Source organism: Dysgonomonas gadei ATCC BAA-286 (assembly GCF_000213555.1).
Lineage (GTDB): Bacteria > Bacteroidota > Bacteroidia > Bacteroidales > Dysgonomonadaceae > Dysgonomonas > Dysgonomonas gadei.
Genome location: NZ_GL891995.1, coordinates 46723 through 69677, shown reverse-complemented (window position 1 = coordinate 69677; position 22955 = coordinate 46723). Strand labels below are relative to the sequence as shown.

The following is a 22955-nucleotide window of genomic DNA, read 5'->3' as shown; positions in this document are numbered from 1 at the left end:
TATTTTAGTACCTTTGTACGCGATTTTTAAGTTCAATGAATAATAACGGCAAATACTACATAAACATATTCACAAACAAGCTAAAACCATTTAAAGATATTATATGGTTTTTGTGCTTATTCCTCATATTTGAATTTATTTGGAAACTTTGTGTACATCAGGGGGAAGACGAAAGGATACTCCTCGTACTGGGTAAAGATTTGACTTCCTACACCGAAGGTATGAACCTATGGACAGCAGACGCTGTATACCGGGTCGTACATGACTTGTTCGGGTATCATGATTTTAAGATCATCAACGGGTACACACTCTATTTCGAAAATTCCATTCCCGTAGATATTATATGGGGATGTACGGGTTTGAAGCAACTTTTCATGTTCACCTTTATCCTTACATTCTATTTTGGACCGGTAAAGAAGAAATTGTGGTATATTCCTATGTCGCTGGTTATCCTATTGCTAATTAATATTCTTAGACTGGCCATAATACTTATTATTATACGTAATCCTTTCCCCGAATGGTTTATACCTGTAAACGAATGGTATAATAACTGTCAATGGGTAAACACCAAAGAGTGTTATCTGAAATTCTATGAAGACTGGTTTAATGTCTTCCATCGGGATGTGTTCGTCTGGATATACTACGATGGAGTTATCTTTGTGTTATGGCTGATTTGGGAAGAGAGAATCCGGAAACCTTATCTGAGATTAATCAATAAAGCTCGCGATACAAGTGGAAATTCACAAAACACATAGGAAATTAAGCGTAACTAAGACTTGATCCAGGATCAACGGCGGCCTGTAGCCCGGTTTTTATGGCTGGTTCTGAATCTGAAATTATAAAAAGGTTGTAAAAAATCCATCAGGATCAAAGAGAAATGGAACTTTCCCGAACGGAAGTACTGGGCTGATTTATTTATTATTATCAACTGTACAACCAATCTGAAGATAAATAAAAATACAGTGATGCCCAATAATGCCCAATGAAAAGATATTGCAGAGTACACAATAAGAGCAATCAGCATTAAATAAAATGAATAACGGGTAGCGGCTTCGAAACCGAATAAATTGATTGGCGTTTTGCTTTTGAAATGTTTTTTAGTAATCGAATAGGACTTCTTTACTTGTTTCCACAACGAAAACCTATCATTAGAAGACTCCATAAAACTATCGGACGATAGAGCCACAGATGTATTGCTTTCCGTAATAATCTGGTTAATAAACACATCCTCTCCATTCTCTAAATTAAGGAATGCGGCAAAGCCCTTATTATCAAAAAAGAGATGCTTGCGAAAAGCCAGATTACGGTATATCCCTGTAAACGGCTTACCTTTAAGAGCCATGGATATATACTGCATAGAGAACAAATGATTGTCGAAACGGGCAATACGATTAAAAAATGTCTTTGTTCTATTATAAAAAGAATAGCCCAAAACAACATCTTTCCCGTCCGGAAGCTCTTCCATCATAGATGATATCCACTGGTCAGAGACGGGTTTGGAATAAGGTTCTGTAAACAACAGAACCTCACCTTTAGCTGCCTTAATTCCGATAGTCAGTGCCAACTTGCGACGACCAAAAGTTATATCGTTCGAATAAGGCAAATATGTGATATATAAATGAGGGTATTTAAGTTGCAGTGACTGTAACAAAGTTTCACTCTCATCCGTGGACCCGTTATTAACAACAATGACTTCAAAGTCGAGGTAATCCTGAGTCAGGATAGCAGGGAGATTTTCGGCTAACTCGTCTGCCGCATTTTCCGAAGCTATGATAACAGACACTTTAGGTTTCTGACAGAATGGTTTGTAATTATCCTTCTCTCTCTTGCAAACAACAGAATAAGGCTTCTTGTAATAATTGAAATAGAAGAAAATCTGAATAAGAAACAAGAGGAAGAAAAATACTATTCCTGCAATTTCCAATTCGTTAAACATGAAGTAATGTAAGATTTGCTCAACCATTGCCTGTATTCTAAAAAAATGTCTTCATAAAAAAGCAAGAGCCATATATTCATACGACTCCTGACTTATATTGTTGTACGATTTATATCTTATCCGAGTAATATGGTTTAGGCAGTTCGCGGCAGTTATATTGCGAAGCCATTATTTCACCATACGCGCCAGCCGAGCGAAGGACAAGTATATCTCCTCTCTGGGTTTCGTTCAACTCGTAATCCTTTGCAAAAACGTCTGAAGATTCGCATATAGGACCTACCACATCATATTTCTTAACCGTAAGGTTAGAAGAAATATTCTCTATTTTATGATACGCCTGATATAGCGCCGGACGAATAAGGTCTGTCATACCTGCGTCTACAATCACGAATACTTTGTTTTCCCCATGCTTCACATATGTTGTACGAGTTACCAGTGCTCCACACTGAGCTACGATAGAGCGTCCTAATTCGAAATGAGCTATTTGTCCGTCTCTTAGCTTGAGGCTTTTATTGAACAAGGCAAAATATCCGGCAAAATCAGAAACCGGATGAGCATCCGGATTCTCATAATCGATACCGAGTCCTCCGCCAAGATTGATATGCTCCAGCTTTATTTCTTTTTCTTCGAAATATACCTGTAATTCATTCACGCGTTCACATAAAGGCTCGAAAGTCTCCGCTTCCTCTATCTGAGAGCCTATATGAAAATGTATTCCTATAAGTTTGATCGCTTTCAGGGATTTCAGTTTCTCTATTACTGCATCGAGATGCGCCATAGCAAAACCAAATTTATTTTCATTCAGACCGGTTGTTATATATTCATGTGTATGGGCATCTACATTCGGGTTGATTCGCAATGCTACCTGAGCCAGTTTGCCTTTCTTGCTTGCGAGTTCATTGATTACTTCCAATTCGGGTAAAGACTCTACGTTGAAGCAGAAAATATTAAGGTCGAGAGCCAGATTTATTTCTTTATCAGTCTTACCTACTCCTGCAAAAACAATCTTTGAAGCCGGAAACCCTGCATTTACCGCTGCTTTCACCTCATTCCCGCTTACGCAGTCGGCGCCAAAGCCTTCCGAAGCAATAAGTTCAAGAATCCTGCGGTTTGCATTGGCTTTTACAGCATAGTGCTGAACAAATCCGTATTTTTTTGTCTCTTCTTTTACGATTTTCAATGTTCTTTTCAACAAATCCATATCGTAATAATAAAAAGGCGTTTCGATACCTTTTAGCTTGTCAACAGGAAAATTTCCTTTTGTCATTTGGAATTTAATAATTAATTAAACAATTTGTCATTCAGAATTTGGAGCGTCTTCTCTTTATCTTTACTTTCTATCAGAAATGAAAAGTTATATTTGCTGCCGCCATATGAAATCATACGAATAGATATGCCTTTGACGGCATTTAATATCGTGGATGCAAAACTGGCGTCTTCCGATTCCAGATTTCCGATTACTGAAATAATAACCATATTGGAATCGACGGATACCGTACCATATTTTTTCAGTTCGTCAAGAATAAGCTGTATATTTTTGTCATCATCTATAGTCAGCGAAACCCCTATTTCGGAAGTAGCCAACATATCAATAGATGTTTGATAATTTTCGAACACTTCGGTTACACGGCGCAAAAAACCATGAGCAAGTAACATTCTGCCCGATTTTATCTTTATCGCCGTAATGTTATCCTTAGCTGCCACCGCCTTTATGGCACGGGCTTCCGTTTCATTTGAAATAAGCGTTCCTGTAGCATCAGGATATTCGGTATTTTTTAGGCATACGGGGATATCGGCCAATTTTGCAGGCAGTATGCTAGACGGATGAAGTATTTTTATACCAAAATACGCCAGCTCGGCAGCTTCATCAAAATTCAGATGGCGGATAGCTGTAGTTCCTTTTACATACCGCGGATCATTGTTCTGCATAGCATGTACATCAGCCCAAATCTGAATTTCATCTGCTCCTACTGCTGCTCCAACCAGCGAAGCTGTGTAATCACTCCCACCTTTGCGTAAATCATCGATCTCACCATATGCATTACGGCAGATATATCCTTGTGTGATATACAAATCCGCACCTTTGGCCGCATCGAGTAAAGCTGTGAGTTTTTCCTTTATATATACAGGATCCGGCGCCGAATTCTTATCGGTACGCATATATTCAAGTGCAGGTATCAATGCTGCATTTATCTTTTTTTCGATAAGGTACAAATGGAACAACTCCGAACTGAGCAGTTCACTTTGAGCCATTATCACACGTTCTTCAAAAAGGGTAAACAGGTCTTTGGTGAAAGTGCGGATGTAATTAAACTTTGCCGTAATTACTTCTTCCGCTTTTAACCTGAAGGCTTCTTCACTAAAAAGACCGGAAACAAAATCGTTATATTGCTTCTCCAGCCTGTTTATTATTTCAATAGCTCCTTCCTGATTCTTTTTGTACAGATAGTCCGATACCTCGGCCAATGCCTCTGCTGTTCCCCGCATCGATGACAATACAATGATATTATTACCTCCCCGGGCAACAATATTTGCTACATTTTTCATCTTGTCTGCTGTAGCAATAGACGCACTACCAAATTTCAGGACTTTCATCTTCTACATTTTAATTAAACTGTTAATTGCATAACGACTATACAATCAAGGTGCAAAAATATAAATTTTTTGTGGCAAAAATTTCAGAATAAAGCATATATTTGATATTTGTTTAACTTTTTATCATATAAAACACAAAATCATTCATTTATGTTTAGAAATTTTCTTTGTCTGTCTACTCTTTTATTTTTTATTGCCTGTACTTCCGAAAAAACTACTCCCGTAGCCAGTTACGATATAGTACCTATGGTACAGGAAATAAAAACAACAGACGCTAAACCTTTCATACTGAATAAGACTACAAAGATATCATTTCCTGCCACAAATAGCAAGCTTGCCCGGTCTGCTGCTTTACTATCCGAATATATTGCACAAATAACAGACTTTAGACTTGAAATAACAGATAAGCAGGATATTGAAAATGCTATAAAACTCACTATTGACTATGCGAGCGATAATCCTGAAGCCTATATTATAAATGTAAACTCTTCGCTCATCACGATCAATGGATCTACTGAAGCTGGAACCTTTTACGGAATCCAAACCATCCGAAAATCAATTCCGGTAAATGCTGATACCGAAATAGAATTTCCGAGTACCGAAATTACAGATTATCCCTTTTATGCTCACCGGGGCGCCTCGCTCGACGTATCCCGACATTTTTTTCCCGTTGATTTTGTAAAAAAGTATATTGATATACTGGCCATGTTCAATATCAATGTCTTTCACTGGCATCTGACCGACGACCAAGGATGGCGTATAGAGATAAAAAAGTATCCTAAGCTAACCGAAGTCGGTTCTAAACGTGAGCATACAATCATAGGTCGTCATACCGGTGAATTTGACAATAAACCCGTTAGTGGATTCTATACGCAGGAAGAAATAAAAGACATTGTAAAATATGCAGAAGAGCGTTTTATAACCATCATTCCGGAGATAGATATCCCCGGACATACATTAGCAGCCCTGGCTTCATACCCCTATCTGGGTTGTACGGGAGGGCCCTATCAGGTAGGTGCTGAATGGGGTATCTATGAAGATGTGCTTTGCGCAGGTAATGAGGAAGTGTTTACGTTTCTCGATGATGTGATGACCGAGGTACTCCCGTTGTTTCCTGCCCGGTATATCCATATAGGAGGTGATGAATGTCTTAAAAACAGATGGATGTCATGCTCAAAATGTCAGACAAAAATGAGACATTTGGAACTAAAAGATTCACCGGAACATCCGCTGGGAGAACAGCTGCAAAGCTATTTCATATCCAGAGTAGAAAAAATGATAAACGATAAAGGAAAAAGCATTATAGGTTGGGACGAAATACTGGAAGGAGGTATCGCTCCCAATGCAACAATCATGTCGTGGCGGGGCACCGAGGGCGGTGTTTATGCTGCAAATAAAGGTCACGACGTGATAATGACACCGGAGCAATATGTATATCTGGATTATTATCAATCTCCCGATGTAGATAATGAACCTTTCACATTCGGCTGGTTGACCGAATTGAAAAAGACATATTCATTCAATCCAATGCCTGCCGGTTTAGATGAAAACAGCCTGAAGCACATTTTGGGTGCGCAAGTTAATATATGGACAGAGTATATGCCTTCGGGACAAAATGTGGAATACATGCTGCTCCCCCGTATGTGCGCTCTGGCAGAAACCGTATGGACAAATCCGGAGCGGAAAGATTATAACGAGTTCGTTTCGCGGTTATACAAATTGTCCAAACATTTCGACAAGCTGGGATATGAAAATTGCAAGCAAGCCTACGAAATACAGGATTCTATTGTCGTAGATACTGTTAAGAATGAGATAAACCTTTATATGTCTACATTCGACAACAGTCCCATTTATTATACATTAGCTGATAAAGAGCCAACCACCGAATCTGCACTTTATACATATGGCAACCCGATAACTATAAAAAACAATACTATATTCAAAGCTGTCGCTTATAGGGAAAAGGTAAGAGGCAAGGTTTACACCAAAGACTTCATTGTTCATAAAGCTTTTGCCAAACCCATAACATTGAAATATGAGCCGGATAAACGTTATACGTTCGATGGTGCAACAACACTGGTCAATGGGCAATTAGGCTCGAATGCCAGTTACCGTACCGGCATGTGGCTGGGTTTTCTCGGCACTGATTTTGAAGCATATATTGACATGAAAGAGCTTACCGATATCTCATCCCTGGATCTGAATTCATATGTAAATACCAGAGGGGGATTATTTGCACCTAAAAGCCTCGCGTTGTTAATATCTGCGGATGGTAATACATATAAGGAAGTGTTTAAGGAGACATATGAAGAACGTACAGAACATATAAGCCCTATGGTGATTACTTTATCGGCTAACCTGAACGAAGCAGTGAAAGCCCGGTATATAAAGGTAATTGCCGAATCGATCAAAATATTACCCGAATGGCACGAAAAGAAGGGAGACAAGGCTTATCTGATGCTAGACGAAGTAAGGGTTTATTAAACTCCTAACTCCTACTTCGCCCGCGACTGTATACTCTGCACACCTATCAGGCTATCGTAACGCTGGCCTGTGGGACGATAGTAAACATAAATAGAATATTCATTCTCAGTATCAAAATAATTACCTTCGATATTAGTAGTAACAAAATTGTTTCCGTCTTTTGTAAGATAGAGATAATTATACATACCCTGTTTCAATAACAAGGAGAGGCGGTATACCTTCTCATTGTTATCATATTTCATCTTGTATTTGTCGGTAAAGGTATTATCGGTAAAATTTCCGTTTATGTATATACTTTCCAACAAAGGGTCATCCACAGCCAATGTAAAATTGGTAGTAAAATAATCAGCCTCTGTTTCAGGATATTCACTGTCATTATTCCTTATAAAGAAGCGACCGTTCTGATCCTGATCGTAGCTATAAGAACGTCCGGCACGTACCTTATCCGTTTCAACATCCATCTCATAACCCGGACGGACATATCTGATGTGAGCAACATTCATACCATTATACCTGTAGCTTGATGTCTCGAAGCGGCGATATTCATTACCTGCCTGAAATATAAGGTCTCTGTTGTGTTCATATATCAGTTTATTAGGATTTATATATGTCGGCTTCAATTTCCGTTTTTCATTATCCAATCTGTTGTTTTGTTGTACAAACACCATTATTTCGGTAAAGGGATCTCGGATATTCATACCCTGATGATGAATAGTGAAAGATACCTGCTGATGACTTTTATTAAAGTCTATGTCTGTATTGGAAGAAACCGTAGCGGCAATACTTATAGCCGGGTCTACCACCGAGAAACATGCTGTAAGTAACACTACATCCGGTTCTCCATCCTCATATACTTCGACAACATAATTTCCCGATATTTTCAGGCTCACATCCCTGTTTGGTATATCCAGATTGAAATGTGTATATTCGACTGTGGTGTTGACCGATGGAGCATAATCATCTATAGGATTGTCATTAAATCCGTTCAGATAATCGATTTCTGATATACCTTTACTTTTTAACCAATAAGCATCGCAATGTATGATGCGATATCGCAGTCGATTGAAGGAATTATCCGACAAGCGGTCAAAACTGATATTGATATTATCATCACTATTCAATCTAGCCACGGGATTCTGACCCCATATTTCGTTCAGGTTTGCCTGTATTGTATATATTTCGTCAGAAAGGGCCTGCGTCCGGTATGCCTGTGCTGAAAGTATACCGCAAACGAGCAGAAGTGCCGCTATAAGCTTGTATCTCATCATCGCCTTATCTTTTTTATATTGGCAAATGTAATAAAAAAACTGCAAGAGTGGTGTCTTGCAGTTCCTTATATGGTATATCAAAGCAGAGTCACTCTTCTTCGAAATCTTCTTTCATATTATGGAATACATTTTGAACATCATCATCATCTTCGAATTTATCCAGTAACTTTTGTATTTGTTCCTGCTGTTCCTTTGTCAGTTCTTTCAGATCATTCGGGATGCGCTCAAACTCGGCGCTATGTATTTCAAATCCGTTTTCTTCGAGATATTTCTGTATTTCGGAGTACGACTTAAACTCTCCGTAGAGTATTATATCATCACCGTCATGTTCCACTTCATCAACGCCATAGTCGATTAGTTCCAGTTCCAGATCCTCCAATGAAACACCTTCCTTTGCTCCGATCTTAAACACACATTTATGGTCGAACAGGAATTCAAGACTTCCCGAAGTCCCCAGCGAACCATTATGCTTATTAAAGTAGCTGCGCACATTCGCGACAGTACGTGTAGGATTATCGGTTGCAGTCTCTACCACGATAGCAATACCAAACGGACCGTATCCTTCATATACAACCTCCTTATAATCGGCTTCATCTTTCGATATTGCTTTTTTGATGGCACGTTCTACGTTTTCCTTTGGCATATTCTCCTTCTTCACTTGTTGCATCAACACACGAAGACGGGGATTGGTATCGGGCTCGGGACCACCCTCTTTTACTGCTATTGTTATTTGCCTCCCTAGTTTAGTGAACACACGGGCCATATTGCCCCAACGTTTCATCTTTGTCGCTTTGCGGTATTCGAACGCTCTTCCCATAATATTATAATATCAATCGTTTATTCTTTTGGAAGGCAAAAGTATAAAAAATATCGGAGATTTGGAATAAGGATCATTTATTCATCATCGCGAATAAGGATTTTCTTTTACCTCTTTTCAATATATAATAGTTACCAGATTTATAATTAACAATCAGTTTCAATCCCGGAGAATTTCATCACAAAAAATCACAGTTATTATCCGGTTTGTATAATCATTATTAAAAACAGCCCTATACCAAAACTAATATATATCATCTTTGTTTTAAGATATATAGAATTCCATAAATCTATATCCCCATTATTATCAACCTTTAAAAATCTATGGATATGGATATTATATACAATAATCTAAAATACGCAACACTTACAGTTCAAGGTAATTGTGAGATATGCAAACAACGGATAGAAAACGCGGCTTTATCAGTAAACGGCGTATTTTCCGCAACATGGAACGTACAGAATGGCAAACTGCAAATAGGCTTTAATCCTGAGAAAACAAATATCGGAGAGATTAGTGAAGCTATTGCAAAGGTAGGACATGATACCGACAAGAACAAAGCCGACAAGGTAAAGCATGATGAACTGTCCGACTGTTGTAAATGAGTTGTAAAATCAATACAAAAAGCGATAAGGATCAATATCTTATCGCTTTTTTATATCTGTCCTTTTTGCGAACCTTATCTCAATTGTGCACCGAGTTCACTCTCCAGCGACTTCTGTATCTTCTGCATAATGGCATCTATCTGCTTGTCGTTAAGCGTCTTTTCATCATCCTGCAATACAAACTTCACAGCATATGACTTCTTGCCTTCAGGCAGATTCTTACCCTCATATACATCGAACAGTCTTACTTCTTTCAGCAACTTGCGTTCCGCCTTATATGCTATTTTTTCTATCTGATCGAACAATACAGCTTCATCCAATAGCAAAGCCAAATCCCTTTTCACAGCCGGGAATTTCGACATTTCAGAATATGTGATCACATTCTTTCTTATCTCTTTCATCAGCGCATCCCAATTGAGCTCTGCGAAATATACTTCGGTACTTATATCCTGCGCTTTAAGCAGCTTTTTGTTTACGATACCTAATACACCCAATGATTTCCCTTTGCCCTTTGCCTGGATAGCTATAGCCGTGCTGAATATCTCATTAGAAAACTGCTCATAATCATATTTAGAGACAGGTATCCCCAGACGGGTAAGTATATTTTCCACATAGGCCTTCAACTGGAAAACAGACGATTTTTCATTAGCCGACGTCCAGCTATTATCTATACTGCTTCCGCTGAGCCATATACCCAAATGATATTCCTCGCTGTATTCCTTCAGTGTTTCGCCTTCCGTTTTCTTATCAGCATCATAGAAATAACAATTGCCGAATTCGTAGAAGCGGATATCGGGATTCTGCCGGTTACGGTTATAAGCGATACTCTCCAATCCTCCGTAAATAAGTGTCTGGCGCATAACATTCAGGTCGGTACTCAGTGGATTAAGCAGATACACACACTTAGAAGCAGGATACACCACTGAATCGGTATAGTAAGCCTCTTTTGTGAGCGAGTTGTTCATTATCTCATTGAATCCGCTTCCTGTCAATTGCTCCGAAACCAGATTCTGAAGATCATATCCCTTATCGGTAGGAGTTTCGTATGACAGGTTCGATTTCAGGTTATCGCCTATTTCTATATTATTATAGCCATATACACGCAGTATGTCTTCTATCACGTCCACGTCGCGCAACACATCTACACGGTATGTCGGTATCTCGATAGTGAGCATATCATCGCTTTCTTCTGTGATAACCATCTCCAGATTATTCAGGATAGACCTCACTGTTTGCTTGTCTATAGCCTTACCTATAAGCGAATTCACCTTCTCGTATGATAATTTTACAATCGGCTTCGCCACAGGATCAGGATATACATCCTGAATATCTCCTGTAATCTTTCCTCCTGCAATCTCCTTTATCAGCATTGCGGCATATTTCAACACGTAAATGGTATCATTCGGATCGCAGCCGCGCTCGAAATGGAAAGACGCATCCGTATTCAGTCCATGGCGGCGCGCTGTTTTGCGTATCCATGTAGGATTAAAATAAGCTGATTCCAGAAACACCTCTGTTGTACTTTCAGTCACCCCCGATTTCATTCCTCCAAATACACCTCCGATACACATACCCTCTTTATCATTGCATATCATCAGGTCCCTGTCGCTAAGGGTACGCTCCACTTCATCGAGCGTAACGAATTTGGTACCTTCGGGTAATGTCCTCACAATTACTTCTCCGCCTGTGATATGAGCCACATCGAAAGCATGAAGGGGATGCCCCATGCTATGCAACACATAGTTGGTGATATCCACCACATTATTAATAGGCCGCTGACCGATAAGTGTAAGCTTTTCTTTCAGCCATTCGGGACTTTCGGTTACTTTCACACCCCGGATCGTAAGTCCTGCATAACGCGGGCAAGCCTCCGTGTTTTCTACCCTTACAGTAATTGCACCCGTCGGTTCATCTATCTTGAAGTCATCCACAGATGGCAATGTGAGCGCCCCTTTCAGTTTATTCTGACGCAAATAGGCTTCCAGATCGCGGGCTACACCGTAATGTGACGCTCCGTCTATACGGTTAGGCGTAATATCTACTTCGAGAATATAATCACTTTTGATATTGTAATATTCTTTAGCCGGCATTCCTACCTTCGCATCGACTGGCAGCACAATGATTCCCGCGTGGCTGGTACCGATCCCGATTTCATCTTCGGCACATATCATCCCGAAAGATTCCGTTCCCCTGATTTTGGATTTCTTGATTGTAAACGATTCTTCTCCCTGATACAGTTTAGTACCCACAAGGGCAACTACTACTTTCTGCCCGACAGCTACATTCGGTGCTCCGCAAACAATCTGCAACGGTTCCTCCTGTCCCACGTTAACGGTGGTTACATGCAGGTGGTCGGAATCGGGGTGATCTATGCAAGTAAGCACTTCACCGATAACAAGGCCTTCCAGCCCGCCTTTGACAGTTTCTACTTCTTCCACACCGCCTGTTTCCAAACCCAAAGATGTAAGGGCAGCGGATGTTTCCTCCGGAGTTAAATCGAAATCAAGGTAATCTTTCAACCAATTGTACGAAATATTCATTATATGATAGTTTATATTTTTTTATTTTATTTGCACTCAACACAATCAAAATAAATGTTGCTTCTGATATTGCTTTTTGAAACGTTCAAAAAAAGTCCGTCAAAAATACAAAATATATTTTAGTAAACAGTAATCAGAAATAAGCAAACAACGGACATAAGATATAAAAGGTAACAAAAAATAACAGATATATCAGTTAGCAGTCAACAGTTATCAGTTAACAATAAAATTCTCTTTATACATCTTGCTCTACATTTTCAGTTTTCCATTCTCTATTTTTCAATTCAAAAAGGTAACACATGTAACACCTTCCTACCATTTTTCAATCTAATTTTAACAACAACTCCTTCAAACACCTCATTAAATTAAGTGACATTTACACAATATAGTTAAAAGGTAACAGAAGTAACAGATATTTCAGCTATTAGCTGATAGCTTTTAGCCGTTAGTGGTGCGAAGCGACAAAACTCGTAATTTATTATCTTGTTTACGTTATTAACCATATTAACCATGTTTAGTTAAAACCTGACACATCTGACAACTTTGTTACAAGATATACCGCCCCTACAGTTTTTTCAAAAAGTAACAAAGGTAACACGGAAAGCAATTAAGAATGAATAATTAATAATTAGCTTGTCATGCTGAACAGTGTGAAGCATCTCGTCAGTGAATAGTTGTCTGCTCGTATCTCATATAACTTTCAACTTATTACTCAATACTTACTACTTTGAAAAGGTAACAAAAGTTACAGCTTTTCTCAGTACATGACGGCAAATCAGAAAGCAACTTGCCGCATTGCGTTTGCTAATTAATTACGTCAAAGAGCTGACAGCTATCAACTAACGGCTAAAAGCTATCATACACATATAGATAATTATTTTCCGCAAGAATCGGGTTTATTTTCTAATTCCCCTACCCTAACTTCGCTTTATAATATTTAAATTTGTTTCTTATGAACCAGCAAAACAATATAGACTTCGACCGCATCAAAGATGCTATCGGATATATAAATGATAATTACAGATCACAACCCGGCTTAGACGATGTTGCTGCCCATGTTGCGCTTAGCCCTTACCATCTTCAACGTATGTTTACCGAATGGGCGGGAGTAAGCCCTAAAAAGTTTCTCCAATACATCAGCCTCGAAAATGCCAAGAAGATACTCAAAGAGAGTCGTGCCACGCTTTTCGATGCTGCTTTTGAAGTCGGACTATCGGGTACCGGACGCTTACATGACCTGTTTGTAAAAATAGAAGGGATGACGCCCGGAGAATATAAAAACGGTGGAGAAAACCTGACTATCAACTACAGTTTTGCAGAAACACCCTTCGGCGAGATTCTGATAGCATCTACTGCGAAAGGTATCTGCTATATGGCTTTTTCTGATAATGAAACGATCGCACTGGAAGAACTACAAAGAATATTTCCGAACGCAAGCTATAAGCAACTGACAGACAACAATCAACAAAGCGCACTCTATATATTCAGACAAAACTGGCTACAACCGGAACAAATAAAACTACATGTGAAAGGTACCGATTTTCAGCTCAAAGTATGGGAGTCCCTACTGAAAATACCAATGGGTAAACTATTAACCTATAGCGATATTGCCAGACAAACAGGCAATCCCAGGGCAAGCAGAGCTGTAGGATCGGCTGTAGGGGACAATCCCATAGCTTACCTTATTCCATGCCACCGGGTAATACTATCTTCGGGAGCATTCGGTCAGTATCACTGGGACAGCGGCCGTAAGGCTGCAATAATAGGATGGGAAAATATAAACACACATAATCATTGAAAAGCGTTTTACATCTTTTGCGAGAGATTTCTTTATTTAAATAATAGAATCAGCCGTTGAGTTTTAACGTTGGATTATTTTACACATAAATCCTACCCCTGTTTGCAACTTGCAACCTTATCTCATTACTGCCGCGCCCTCCCGGGCTTGTCCTCACTTTTGGCATTGCCCAAAAGTAAGCAAAAGGCTAGCGCTCCGTTCCTCGGCGCCCCACAACCGTTTTGCCGGCTGAAAGTGACAAACGGGCTATCGCCCAGTCCCTTTCTAAGCCGGCTGCGTCACTAATGCGCAGGGGCTGACGCATGACAAGGCTTGCGCATATCAGGTGTAGGGGCTTTCCCTCCTGTCGAGCGTCAGCCCGCGCCGTTAGCTTCATGGACGGGGTACCCGTAGGATTAAAAGACGAAAAAAACGGAAACGTGTTTGAGCTTATCCACTAATTTGGGTTATACGATCTTTCCAGCGAGTTTTTCCGTTTCGTCTTTTTTTCCGTTACGGGTCGGCCTTTGAAGCGGGCGCTAAAGAGCTTTTGATTACTTTTGGGGCTTTGGCCAAAAGTGATACAAGGAATTTTCAATTCCGCGTAGAAAAAATGTTTAAAAGAGTTCAACGTTAAATCTCAACTACTGATTCGCATTAATATCTAAAAAAGCAAACTTTCTGAAATATTTTTATTTCATTACCTTTCAATACTATTGTATATTTCGGAAAAAATCTTATTTTTGTATTAAGCTAAAAAAGCGAAAATAAACTATTAACAAAGAACTGCCATGAAAGAGTTTTTTTCAAGTATGGATGCTACACAACAGTTTTATTGGTATGTAGCTATAGGAGCTAGCGTTATATTTATAATCCAGACCATTATGACTTTTATCGGTGCCGATTCCGATACAGGAGTAGATGCTGACTTTGACGGCAATCTGGATAGTGCAGATGCTCCTTTTCAGTTATTCTCTCTCCGTAATCTGATCAATTTCCTTTTAGGATTCGGATGGACAGGCGCGGTATTATACAATGCATTCGAAAGCAAGTTCGTAGTGGGCATAGTATCCTTTTTGGTAGGAAGTGTGTTCATATTGCTTTTCTTTGTTATAATGCGTTTTATATGGAAACTATCCGAAGATAACACATTCAAGATGGAAGACACAATAGGAAAAACCGCAGACGTATATATGAATATTCCCGCATCAAAAAGTGGAAGAGGAAAAATATTTGTCAGTGTAAAAGGTTCTTCCCGTGAATTATATGCCGTTACAACAGCCGGCGAAGCGCTAAAAAGCGGATCATTGGTGAAAATTATCGGCATAGAAGGGGATATATTGGTCGTAGAACCATTCAGTAATATGAATAACTAAATTTTTTAACCCATATAATTTATACTAACATGTTTGAAGATCTATTAAATGGAGGAGGCGTCGGAATACTGGTTGTTGTTCTGGTTGTTGTCCTCATTGTTACTGCTTTGGCGATGATATCGAGATATAAACGATGTCCGTCCGATAAAATCCTGGTAGTATATGGAAAGACAGGTGGTGCATCAGCCAAATGTATTCACGGTGGCGGTGCATTCATTATTCCCGTTATACAGGATTTCGCGTATCTGGATTTGAAACCCATATCTATCGAAGCCAATCTGACCAGCGCACTGAGTAAACAGAATATCCGTGTAGATGTTCCGTGTCGCTTTACAATCGCCATTTCCACCGAAAAGGAGAATATGAACAATGCGGCTGAAAGACTTCTGGGTCTGACTACTTCGCAAATACAGGAACTGGCTAAAGACATCCTGTTCGGACAATTGCGTTTGGTTATCGCTACCATGATGATTGAAGAAATCAACTCCGACCGTGACAAATTCTTAGATAACATTGCGAAAAATGTTGACACAGAGTTACGCAAGATAGGTCTGAAACTGATAAATGTAAACGTTACCGACATCAATGACGAATCAGGCTACATCGAAGCTTTAGGAAAAGAAGCCGCTGCAAAAGCGATCAATGAAGCGAAGATCAGTGTGGCAGAGCAAGAAAAAATCGGGGAAACAGGTAAGGCTGTCGCTGACAGAATGCGCGATGTACAAATTGCCGAAACTCACAGAGACAGGGACGTATCTATCGCTGTGGCTCAAAAGGACAGAGAAGTAAGCATTGCTGGTGCTGCCAGAGACGAGTCTATTGGTAAAGCTGAAGCAGACAGAGATACCCGTGTAAAAACAGCCGAAGCAAACGCTATAGCTGTTAAAGGAGAGAATACTGCCAAAATTGAGATCGCCGGCTCAGATGCACTTCGTCGCGAAAAAGAAGCCGAAGCCGCACGCCTGGCTGTTGCCGCAGAGAAAGTGCAACAGGCAAAGGCTCTCGAAGAAGCATATCTGGCTGAACAAAAAGCTGAGTTGGCACGTTCGGAAAGAGAGCGTTCGACACAGATAGCCAATGTTGTTGTTCCTGCCGAGATAGAAAAGCAAAGAATTATCATTGAAGCGCAGGCTGCCGCCGAACGTGTACGTGAACAGGCTAAAGGAGATGCAGACGCTATCTTCGCCAAAATGGATGCGGAAGCACGCGGTTTGTATGAAATACTGACCAAACAGGCTGAAGGTTACAGGGATGTGGTAAATGCGGCTAAAGGTGATCCTGTGGCAGCTTACCAGCTATTGTTGATAGAGAAACTGCCAGAACTGGTTAAAACACAGGTTGAGGCCGTTAAGAATATTAAGATTGACAAAGTTACTGTTTGGGATACAGGAAACGGTGCGGGTGACGACGGCAGGACATCTACCGCCAACTTTATATCCGGACTGATGAAATCCGTACCTCCGTTGAACGACTTGTTCGGCATGGCAGGAATGAACCTTCCGTCTTATCTGAAAGGACAGGCAGAAAAGGATAAAGAGGTAATAATTCCACTGGCTCCTACACCTACTGAAGATGAGAAAAAGAAAAAGTAATATCAGTAAATAGTTAAAGAAAAGCCTTGCATGAAAGATTCTGCGAGGTTTTTTTTATGTTCAGGCTTTATGGCAAATCAATAATACCTTCCTTTCATCGGCTAATGTGGTAGCAAATATGTATATATCTCCCCCATCCTTCAGCCCTGTTTTTTTTCTAATTTCCTGAACGGACAAAGGAAAATTACGAGTAGTAATATTCGCCTGCTTAATACCTAACAAAAAAGCTTTTACATCTTTCTTATTCAAAGAGCAGATATTGTCAACAACAAACTTTCGCCCCGGAAAATCCTCATACAATACATCCGACATATACAGATGGCTGCTGGGGTGCAGCTTGTCCAGAGAATATGCCTTTGCAATACTCTTGTATGCACCGCCTTTCAGTATCGAGGCATTAGATTCATACAGGTATTTTGCAATTTTAGTAGCATAATCTAAAAAGAGATTGTCTTCATCCTCTTTCCGGAAAGTATAGATATCCGTATTACTATTCTGTATGTTTACGCAATGGTAGAGAGTTTTATCCGTATTCCCCTTCTTCTTGATAAAGAGTAACTCTTTGCACTCATTATTCACGCTGATAATATACACATCCGATACAGATTTCATTGATCTTACTGCAAGAGAAATATCCAGCATCGGCGACAGTTTTATCATTACCTCTTCCGATTTTTCTTCCAGCAACGATTCTATATCGAGAACGTTCGGAGTACAGTCTTCTATCTGTACTGTCTTTTTACCTGTATTGTCCCTGCGGGCAGGATCGATATATATCAGGCTGGCAGGAGACATGGCTGACAGATACTTTACCGCATCTTCATTTACCACCTTTATATCCTGCTCCAATATTTTAAAATTATGGACAGCTATTTCAGCCAATTCCGATTGCTGTTCTACGTAAGTGACATCCTTGAAACTATGTGCAAGAAAAGAACAATCTACCCCAAAACCTCCGGTAAGATCAACCATAGATTCTCCTCGGCATAGCGAAGCCTTAAACCGTGCTGTCTGCTCCGACGAGCATTGTTCCATCGACAGATGTTTCGGATAAACTATGTTGTTATTGGCATGCCATGAAGGTATTTTCTCTTTAGCGATCTTGCGTCCGGCAATCTGACGAATAGCCATTTGCATATCTATACCGGGATATTGCTTTGCCTGTAAAGCGAGTGAATGCACATCATCAGCCTCATGAGTATGTATAAAAGCCTTTAATTCGTCACTGAGGTTCATTTTTTCTTCATCTTGATGAAAGGACTTAATGCACTACCTTTTTGTGTAGAGTCAGGCACAATCGGAGGAGGTGGCAAGACAGTATCTTTTTTGTGTCTTATCCATGGATAGTCAAACAAGTCACGTAGACCATCAAAGTCTTTCTTATAGATGATACCCACACCTTGCGTCTGTGTCGCATGATCCAGATAGTAAAATTTCTCGTTATAGTGATTATAAGCCTTTATTCGCCATGTACCGGCGTTATTGAGTAAGTATTCGATGTCTATATCGGTTATCATGGCTTCATTTTTCAAATTAATGTCGTTTCGGTAACCGAAGTTTCCGTTTATAAGAAGCCTGTCGTTCAATAATTTACTCGACAATAACAATTCAGCCTCCGTATACATCAATTCGGCATCACTATACCGTATGTTTGTACCCAGTTGCCATCTGTCATCGATGTTGCTCACTATTTTTGTCAACTGATTGGATAAGGTAGCAGAAGCCACTGCTGCAAAATCTGATGTCTGTGCACCTGGCGTCGCATAATTAGGCGCTTTGAATTTGGATAATATCAGCAGGTATGCAACCTGTTTATTTATTTCGTCCTGCGTATTCAACAGATTTTTCACCTGTCGCTCTACCTCCGCATCTGTAGATGGCAATGCTATATCCAGGTCTACATTAGGGTGCTTGAGCGGACCACTCAGATTGAGTACGCAATTGACCGGGATAGTTGTTTGCCCTACCCTTTTAGCCAAATCGTCATCCAAATCGTTAAGGCTCGCATTCACTTTATATACAGCACTCACATTCAGGGTTGCATCAAATGGGTCTCCTCTGAATTGTACATTGCTTCCATCCTGAATATCGAACCGTCTTTCCATCAGTCGCTGGAAAGTGAAGTTATAACTTCCTCTATTGATATTATATGTACCATAAAGACGTGGGGAGGACTTCAGATTCCATTCGAAGCGCATAGCTCCGCTACCGGTACCCCTCAGTATATCGCCGCCCACAGGGTCCATTAACAATTCCAATGTAGCATCAGGAGTAACATCAGCATAAATATTCATATTGATGTCCATTCCTGTATCATTGCGGGGAGCCAGCATCGATGGTTTTACCTGTTTTACGGTATCTTGGTCCTGTTTTTCCTTATATGTTATAAAAGAATATTCGGTAACCACATCTTCCATAAAATTCATACGTACAAGCGTATTGGGTTCTGTACGCATTCTGATATTTACATCCACAGCGCTTTCATCACCGCCTATAGTACCATTCCCACTACCGAACACTTTTCCGTAAAACAACGGATTCACGGATGATGAAGCATTATATACAAGGAAATTATCAGCCCTCAGGTCGACCTGATACATAAATTTACTGAAAAAATCGTGTGCCACTTTTCCACTTGCATGCGCTCTGTTATTGAACTGGTCTATCAGTGTTATATCATTAAAATAGATAAGATCTTTCTTCAAATAAACGGTATCGGAAAACGAGTATCGGGTATTTAGAAAACGGATTCCCATACTTCCGTCTTTGATAAATGCTTTCCCTTCTACCGTTACATTCGAAAAATCACCATATAAATGCACTTTTCCTGTACCCCGTCCTGTTATATTATCAAAAATTGTTTCGGCATACTTATTCAGGAAGCCGATATTGATACTATCGGCATCGAAATTAATGGATAATCTTTGCTTTACAGGGTCTAGGGTTCCATCTACTTTTGTCCGTTTATTCTCCTTGCTCACAATCAACCCATCGAGCATAACCTGATTGGTCTCATCATCCAGTTCACTGAATATATTCAGTTTGCCTAATTCCGCCCCGTTAAATTTAAAATCAGTTATTTCGAGGCGTGTATTGGCATATGGTTTTTTCTCTATACTGGACACGAACAGGCTGCCTGTAGCTGCCCCGCCAAACTGGAGAGCATCTATAGCCAATGTCTGGAAAACATATTCGAGGTTAATATTTTTGAGTTCGGCTTTTAATATGTCGTTCGAATCTTTTTGGGTATATTTCCCATTCACTTTTACCTCCTGACTACCATCTTCATTATATATCCGGAAATTATCCACAGCCACCAAGCCATCCTGTATCGCTATATGTGACTGGTTCATCTTCCAATCGGCATTATTCAACAATAATTCGCTTGGCAAGGTGTTTATATCTATCCTGAGCGGCTCTGCTTCATTTTTAGTGAGCAGCGTACTTATGGAAAAATTACCCATGGCTTTCTGCGCACCTGTATTCACTAGGGATATATTGGTATTGATCAGGTTATCTTTCACTTTAGCGTTGATAGCAACATCGTTGATTGTGTTTTTCTTACCTGCGATCAATACATTAACCTTAGCATCTATTGTATCGTGCGGATTTCGTATGGCAACATATCCCGACTGTATACTCATCCCCGCAGCTTTTACCGATGGTGCAAATATTTCGAGGTTAAACCTGTCATTTATATTATTATAAGACCCGATTATTTTAGAAGTACTCAGCACTGTAACAGGTAGATTGAGTATATTGCTTAATGATTCGCTATTGCTTATCTGTAACTCAAAATTAAGCATATTCGGCTTCTCTTCCGGTCTTTTCTTATTATCAGGCTTTATCAAAGCGGGTAAATACATGCTCAATGTCTGCTTCACACTATTTATCATCGACGACATGGAATACACCCCATTGATATCTCCTTTCAGTAAATCAGACCTTATACTCAACCTGCGATTGTCGGGAAAACCTGCAACCCTTGCAACAAGGCTATCCATCTGAAATAACTTATCTTCACGGATAAAATCTATAGAGTCTACCCTTACATATCCTTCTGCATTATCGATATGGCTACCTATAAAATCTGCATCTATCGCAAAAGAAAGATAAGAATGCTGCATCTTTTCGGCCAAATGCAGATTAGCCAGCTGAACGTTCTTTACTCTGGCCTTGAAATTCAACTCCGGATTTTCTTTATCTGTCAGATCAAACAGCCCGTTAACATTTAATATACCGTTCTCATCATTTACATCCAGTTGTCCGTCTACCCGTAAGCCGTCGTAAGCAGCATCCAGCGAAATTTCTTTATAGGTATATCCCTTGAAATCGAAATTGTGAATATCTCCGTCCGCTGTTCCACGGATTTTACCATATGTGGGTTTCTCTAAATCGACAGACAGATTCAATGATATCTTATTCAGATCTTTATTATCAAGAAGTTTTCCCAATTCGAAATCTGACATATAAACTTTCCCATGCACAAAGGAGCTTATACCATTTCTCGGATTCAGGCCAAAAAGCACATCCGTTTTGACAATACCTAAGTCGGTATCCAAACTACCAAAAGCTGTAAGTTGTTTTAAATAGCCCGAAATATCACCGATAAACGACAGTGTACCGAGTTTCTGCAATTGAGATGGTAACTGCGTCTTATTTTTAGAGAAGTTATTAAGAATGCTTTCTACTTCCCTGATTCCGATTGTTAATTCATCGACACTGCCCAAAAGATACGTTTTTTCGGAATCCCTTATATCTTTGACCTCTGCATTAGCAATCAAATGCATCTTTTCCCCATAGTCCACAGACAATTCCGAGAGAACCAGATTATCGAACGAACCTGAAATATGCGCGCGTATATTCACTAAGTCTTTGAAGTTCTGTAATACAGGCACAAATGCTGAGATATCTTTCGGAGCGATATATGAGGGTGCTACCCGGCAATCGACAACTGCATAATCGAGTATTTTAGCTGTATCACTGGTCGGCGTAAGATCTATTTCGCATCTTTCCAACGCCAAATGGGAGGATGGCAGGTTTAACTCAAACCCCCTGACCGATACCTTTTTTCCCTGACTTATTACTCTAAATACAAGGTCAGATATTTCCAGGCCGCTTCGTTCCTTCAGGCTAATTTTTTTCACCTGAATATTAAGAGAGTCTTCCAATACTGACTTTACGGTAAACTTAGCATCTAAACCTGATACTTGTATGTGATTTGCGTCAAATTGATTTTCCTTTAAAGGGCGGTCTTTTACATCATATGAAAAGCGTCCGTTAGACAAATTGATTGCATTCAGCTTAATATCCAGTCTGGCTTTCGGTTTATCGTCTTTCGATTTAAAAGCATCAATTACATACTGTATATTCAGCGGCGCATTTGTATTATCTTTTGATAAGTGAACTTCAAAATCAGTGAGCCAGGCGGAAGTGATTACTATCTTACCGTTTATAAGGGCAAGAATATCAACACCTGCCGAAACCTTATCAGCCATCAAAACTTTCTCGTTGGATTGGTCGTAAAGATACAGACTATCGATCGCAATAGTATTGAAAGGCTCAAAATGAAGACTGCCTATCCCCAGTTCTGTCCCCAATTTAGCCTTCAGTTCTTTCACAATAAGGCCTTTGGCATATTCCTGAACAGCGGGTGTGTTCAATAAGCCAAACAACAGGATAATCAGACCGAAAATTATCCCGAAAATGGTGAGAAATATTTTCTTAAACCGTTTTATAACTCTTTCCTTTAAGGTCGTCGACCTATTTTTTACTTTGGTAAGTATAATAACTAATGCAAGTTACCGCTCGAAGATATATCACAAAATACTTTCTTCTACTTGATAGTGCAAAAGTATTAAAAAAATGAGATTTTTCCCTATCCCCATATCGCTATCTTGAACAAAAGGAATGAAGTTAAGATAATTTATAGAAAATTCCTTTTCATCGCAAAAAGAACCGGTTT

At 39.7% G+C, this 22955-nt stretch carries 14 protein-coding genes; 6 read left to right on the top strand and 8 right to left on the bottom strand.

Features of this window, described 5'->3' with window-relative positions:
- The first annotated feature begins 35 nt into the window (after positions 1–35).
- The gene (locus tag HMPREF9455_RS20195) at positions 36–755 is read left to right on the top strand and encodes an archaeosortase/exosortase family protein (RefSeq protein WP_006801623.1); all 720 of its coding nucleotides are present in this window, start codon (positions 36–38) and stop codon (positions 753–755) included.
- 32 nt (positions 756–787) lie between these two features.
- Here HMPREF9455_RS20195 and HMPREF9455_RS20190 read toward each other — a convergent pair whose 3' ends face one another.
- The 3 genes from HMPREF9455_RS20190 to HMPREF9455_RS20180 all read right to left on the bottom strand — a co-directional run bounded on the left by HMPREF9455_RS20190 (position 788) and on the right by HMPREF9455_RS20180 (position 4531).
- Positions 788–1963: a glycosyltransferase gene (locus tag HMPREF9455_RS20190; RefSeq protein WP_006801622.1), complete on the bottom strand. Its 1176-nt coding sequence runs from the start codon at positions 1961–1963 to the stop codon at positions 788–790.
- An 82-nt stretch (positions 1964–2045) separates the two neighbouring features.
- Entirely contained in the window at positions 2046–3203 is a 1158-nt protein-coding gene (gene lysA, locus HMPREF9455_RS20185; RefSeq protein WP_006801621.1) for a diaminopimelate decarboxylase, read from the bottom strand.
- Positions 3204–3217: 14 nt separating this feature from the next.
- Entirely contained in the window at positions 3218–4531 is a 1314-nt protein-coding gene (locus tag HMPREF9455_RS20180) for an aspartate kinase (RefSeq protein WP_006801620.1), read from the bottom strand.
- Positions 4532–4681: 150 nt separating this feature from the next.
- On the opposite strand from HMPREF9455_RS20180, the gene HMPREF9455_RS20175 reads away from it, so the two are divergent.
- Positions 4682–7015 carry a glycoside hydrolase family 20 protein gene (locus HMPREF9455_RS20175; protein WP_006801619.1) on the top strand — a complete coding sequence of 778 codons (2334 nt, stop codon included), beginning with the start codon at positions 4682–4684 and terminating at the stop codon, positions 7013–7015.
- Between the two features lie 11 nt (positions 7016–7026).
- Here HMPREF9455_RS20175 and HMPREF9455_RS20170 read toward each other — a convergent pair whose 3' ends face one another.
- Positions 7027–8283, bottom strand: a complete 1257-nt coding sequence (locus HMPREF9455_RS20170; protein ID WP_006801618.1) for a type IX secretion system plug protein — start codon at positions 8281–8283, stop codon at positions 7027–7029.
- An 88-nt stretch (positions 8284–8371) separates the two neighbouring features.
- A complete protein-coding gene (locus HMPREF9455_RS20165; RefSeq protein WP_006801617.1) occupies positions 8372–9100 on the bottom strand; it encodes a YebC/PmpR family DNA-binding transcriptional regulator in 729 nt (242 codons plus the stop codon).
- A gap of 329 nt (positions 9101–9429) precedes the next feature.
- Here HMPREF9455_RS20165 and HMPREF9455_RS20160 point away from each other — a divergent pair, with 329 nt between their 5' ends.
- Positions 9430–9705 carry a heavy-metal-associated domain-containing protein gene (locus tag HMPREF9455_RS20160; protein WP_006801616.1) on the top strand — a complete coding sequence of 92 codons (276 nt, stop codon included), beginning with the start codon at positions 9430–9432 and terminating at the stop codon, positions 9703–9705.
- A 74-nt stretch (positions 9706–9779) separates the two neighbouring features.
- On the opposite strand, the gene pheT is transcribed toward HMPREF9455_RS20160, so the two are convergent.
- Positions 9780–12245 carry a phenylalanine--tRNA ligase subunit beta gene (pheT, locus tag HMPREF9455_RS20155; protein WP_006801615.1) on the bottom strand — a complete coding sequence of 822 codons (2466 nt, stop codon included), beginning with the start codon at positions 12243–12245 and terminating at the stop codon, positions 9780–9782.
- A gap of 952 nt (positions 12246–13197) precedes the next feature.
- On the opposite strand from pheT, the gene HMPREF9455_RS20150 reads away from it, so the two are divergent.
- The 3 genes from HMPREF9455_RS20150 to HMPREF9455_RS20135 all read left to right on the top strand — a co-directional run bounded on the left by HMPREF9455_RS20150 (position 13198) and on the right by HMPREF9455_RS20135 (position 16990).
- Positions 13198–14043 (top strand): methylated-DNA--[protein]-cysteine S-methyltransferase, encoded by an 846-nt coding sequence (locus HMPREF9455_RS20150; protein WP_006801614.1) that lies wholly within the window; start codon positions 13198–13200, stop codon positions 14041–14043.
- A 770-nt stretch (positions 14044–14813) separates the two neighbouring features.
- Positions 14814–15398: an NfeD family protein gene (locus HMPREF9455_RS20140; protein WP_006801613.1), complete on the top strand. Its 585-nt coding sequence runs from the start codon at positions 14814–14816 to the stop codon at positions 15396–15398.
- A 29-nt stretch (positions 15399–15427) separates the two neighbouring features.
- Positions 15428–16990 carry a flotillin family protein gene (locus HMPREF9455_RS20135; protein ID WP_006801612.1) on the top strand — a complete coding sequence of 521 codons (1563 nt, stop codon included), beginning with the start codon at positions 15428–15430 and terminating at the stop codon, positions 16988–16990.
- Between the two features lie 60 nt (positions 16991–17050).
- Here the strand turns inward: HMPREF9455_RS20135 and HMPREF9455_RS20130 are convergent, their stop codons facing one another.
- Together HMPREF9455_RS20130 and HMPREF9455_RS20125 are read right to left on the bottom strand one after the other, a co-directional pair.
- The gene (locus HMPREF9455_RS20130; protein ID WP_006801611.1) at positions 17051–18226 is read right to left on the bottom strand and encodes a THUMP-like domain-containing protein; all 1176 of its coding nucleotides are present in this window, start codon (positions 18224–18226) and stop codon (positions 17051–17053) included.
- On the bottom strand, positions 18223–22728 hold the full coding sequence (locus tag HMPREF9455_RS20125; protein ID WP_455423431.1) for a translocation/assembly module TamB domain-containing protein: 4506 nt from the start codon (positions 22726–22728) through the stop codon (positions 18223–18225). The genes HMPREF9455_RS20130 and HMPREF9455_RS20125 overlap by 4 nt, the downstream gene beginning before the upstream one ends.
- Between the last annotated feature and the right edge of the window lie 227 nt (positions 22729–22955).

Excerpts from the sequence above, each read along its gene's own strand:
- HMPREF9455_RS20195 (WP_006801623.1), top strand. The coding sequence starts at position 36 with ATGAATAATAACGGCAAATACTACATAAACATATTCACAAACAAGCTA.
- HMPREF9455_RS20150 (WP_006801614.1), top strand. The coding sequence starts at position 13,198 with ATGAACCAGCAAAACAATATAGACTTCGACCGCATCAAAGATGCTATC.
- lysA (WP_006801621.1), bottom strand. The coding sequence starts at position 3,203 with ATGACAAAAGGAAATTTTCCTGTTGACAAGCTAAAAGGTATCGAAACG.
- HMPREF9455_RS20165 (WP_006801617.1), bottom strand. The coding sequence starts at position 9,100 with ATGGGAAGAGCGTTCGAATACCGCAAAGCGACAAAGATGAAACGTTGG.
- HMPREF9455_RS20140 (WP_006801613.1), top strand. The coding sequence starts at position 14,814 with ATGAAAGAGTTTTTTTCAAGTATGGATGCTACACAACAGTTTTATTGG.
- HMPREF9455_RS20175 (WP_006801619.1), top strand. The coding sequence starts at position 4,682 with ATGTTTAGAAATTTTCTTTGTCTGTCTACTCTTTTATTTTTTATTGCC.
- HMPREF9455_RS20170 (WP_006801618.1), bottom strand. The coding sequence starts at position 8,283 with ATGATGAGATACAAGCTTATAGCGGCACTTCTGCTCGTTTGCGGTATA.
- HMPREF9455_RS20180 (WP_006801620.1), bottom strand. The coding sequence starts at position 4,531 with ATGAAAGTCCTGAAATTTGGTAGTGCGTCTATTGCTACAGCAGACAAG.
- HMPREF9455_RS20160 (WP_006801616.1), top strand. The coding sequence starts at position 9,430 with ATGGATATTATATACAATAATCTAAAATACGCAACACTTACAGTTCAA.
- HMPREF9455_RS20130 (WP_006801611.1), bottom strand. The coding sequence starts at position 18,226 with ATGAACCTCAGTGACGAATTAAAGGCTTTTATACATACTCATGAGGCT.
- HMPREF9455_RS20190 (WP_006801622.1), bottom strand. The coding sequence starts at position 1,963 with ATGGTTGAGCAAATCTTACATTACTTCATGTTTAACGAATTGGAAATT.
- HMPREF9455_RS20135 (WP_006801612.1), top strand. The coding sequence starts at position 15,428 with ATGTTTGAAGATCTATTAAATGGAGGAGGCGTCGGAATACTGGTTGTT.
- pheT (WP_006801615.1), bottom strand. The coding sequence starts at position 12,245 with ATGAATATTTCGTACAATTGGTTGAAAGATTACCTTGATTTCGATTTA.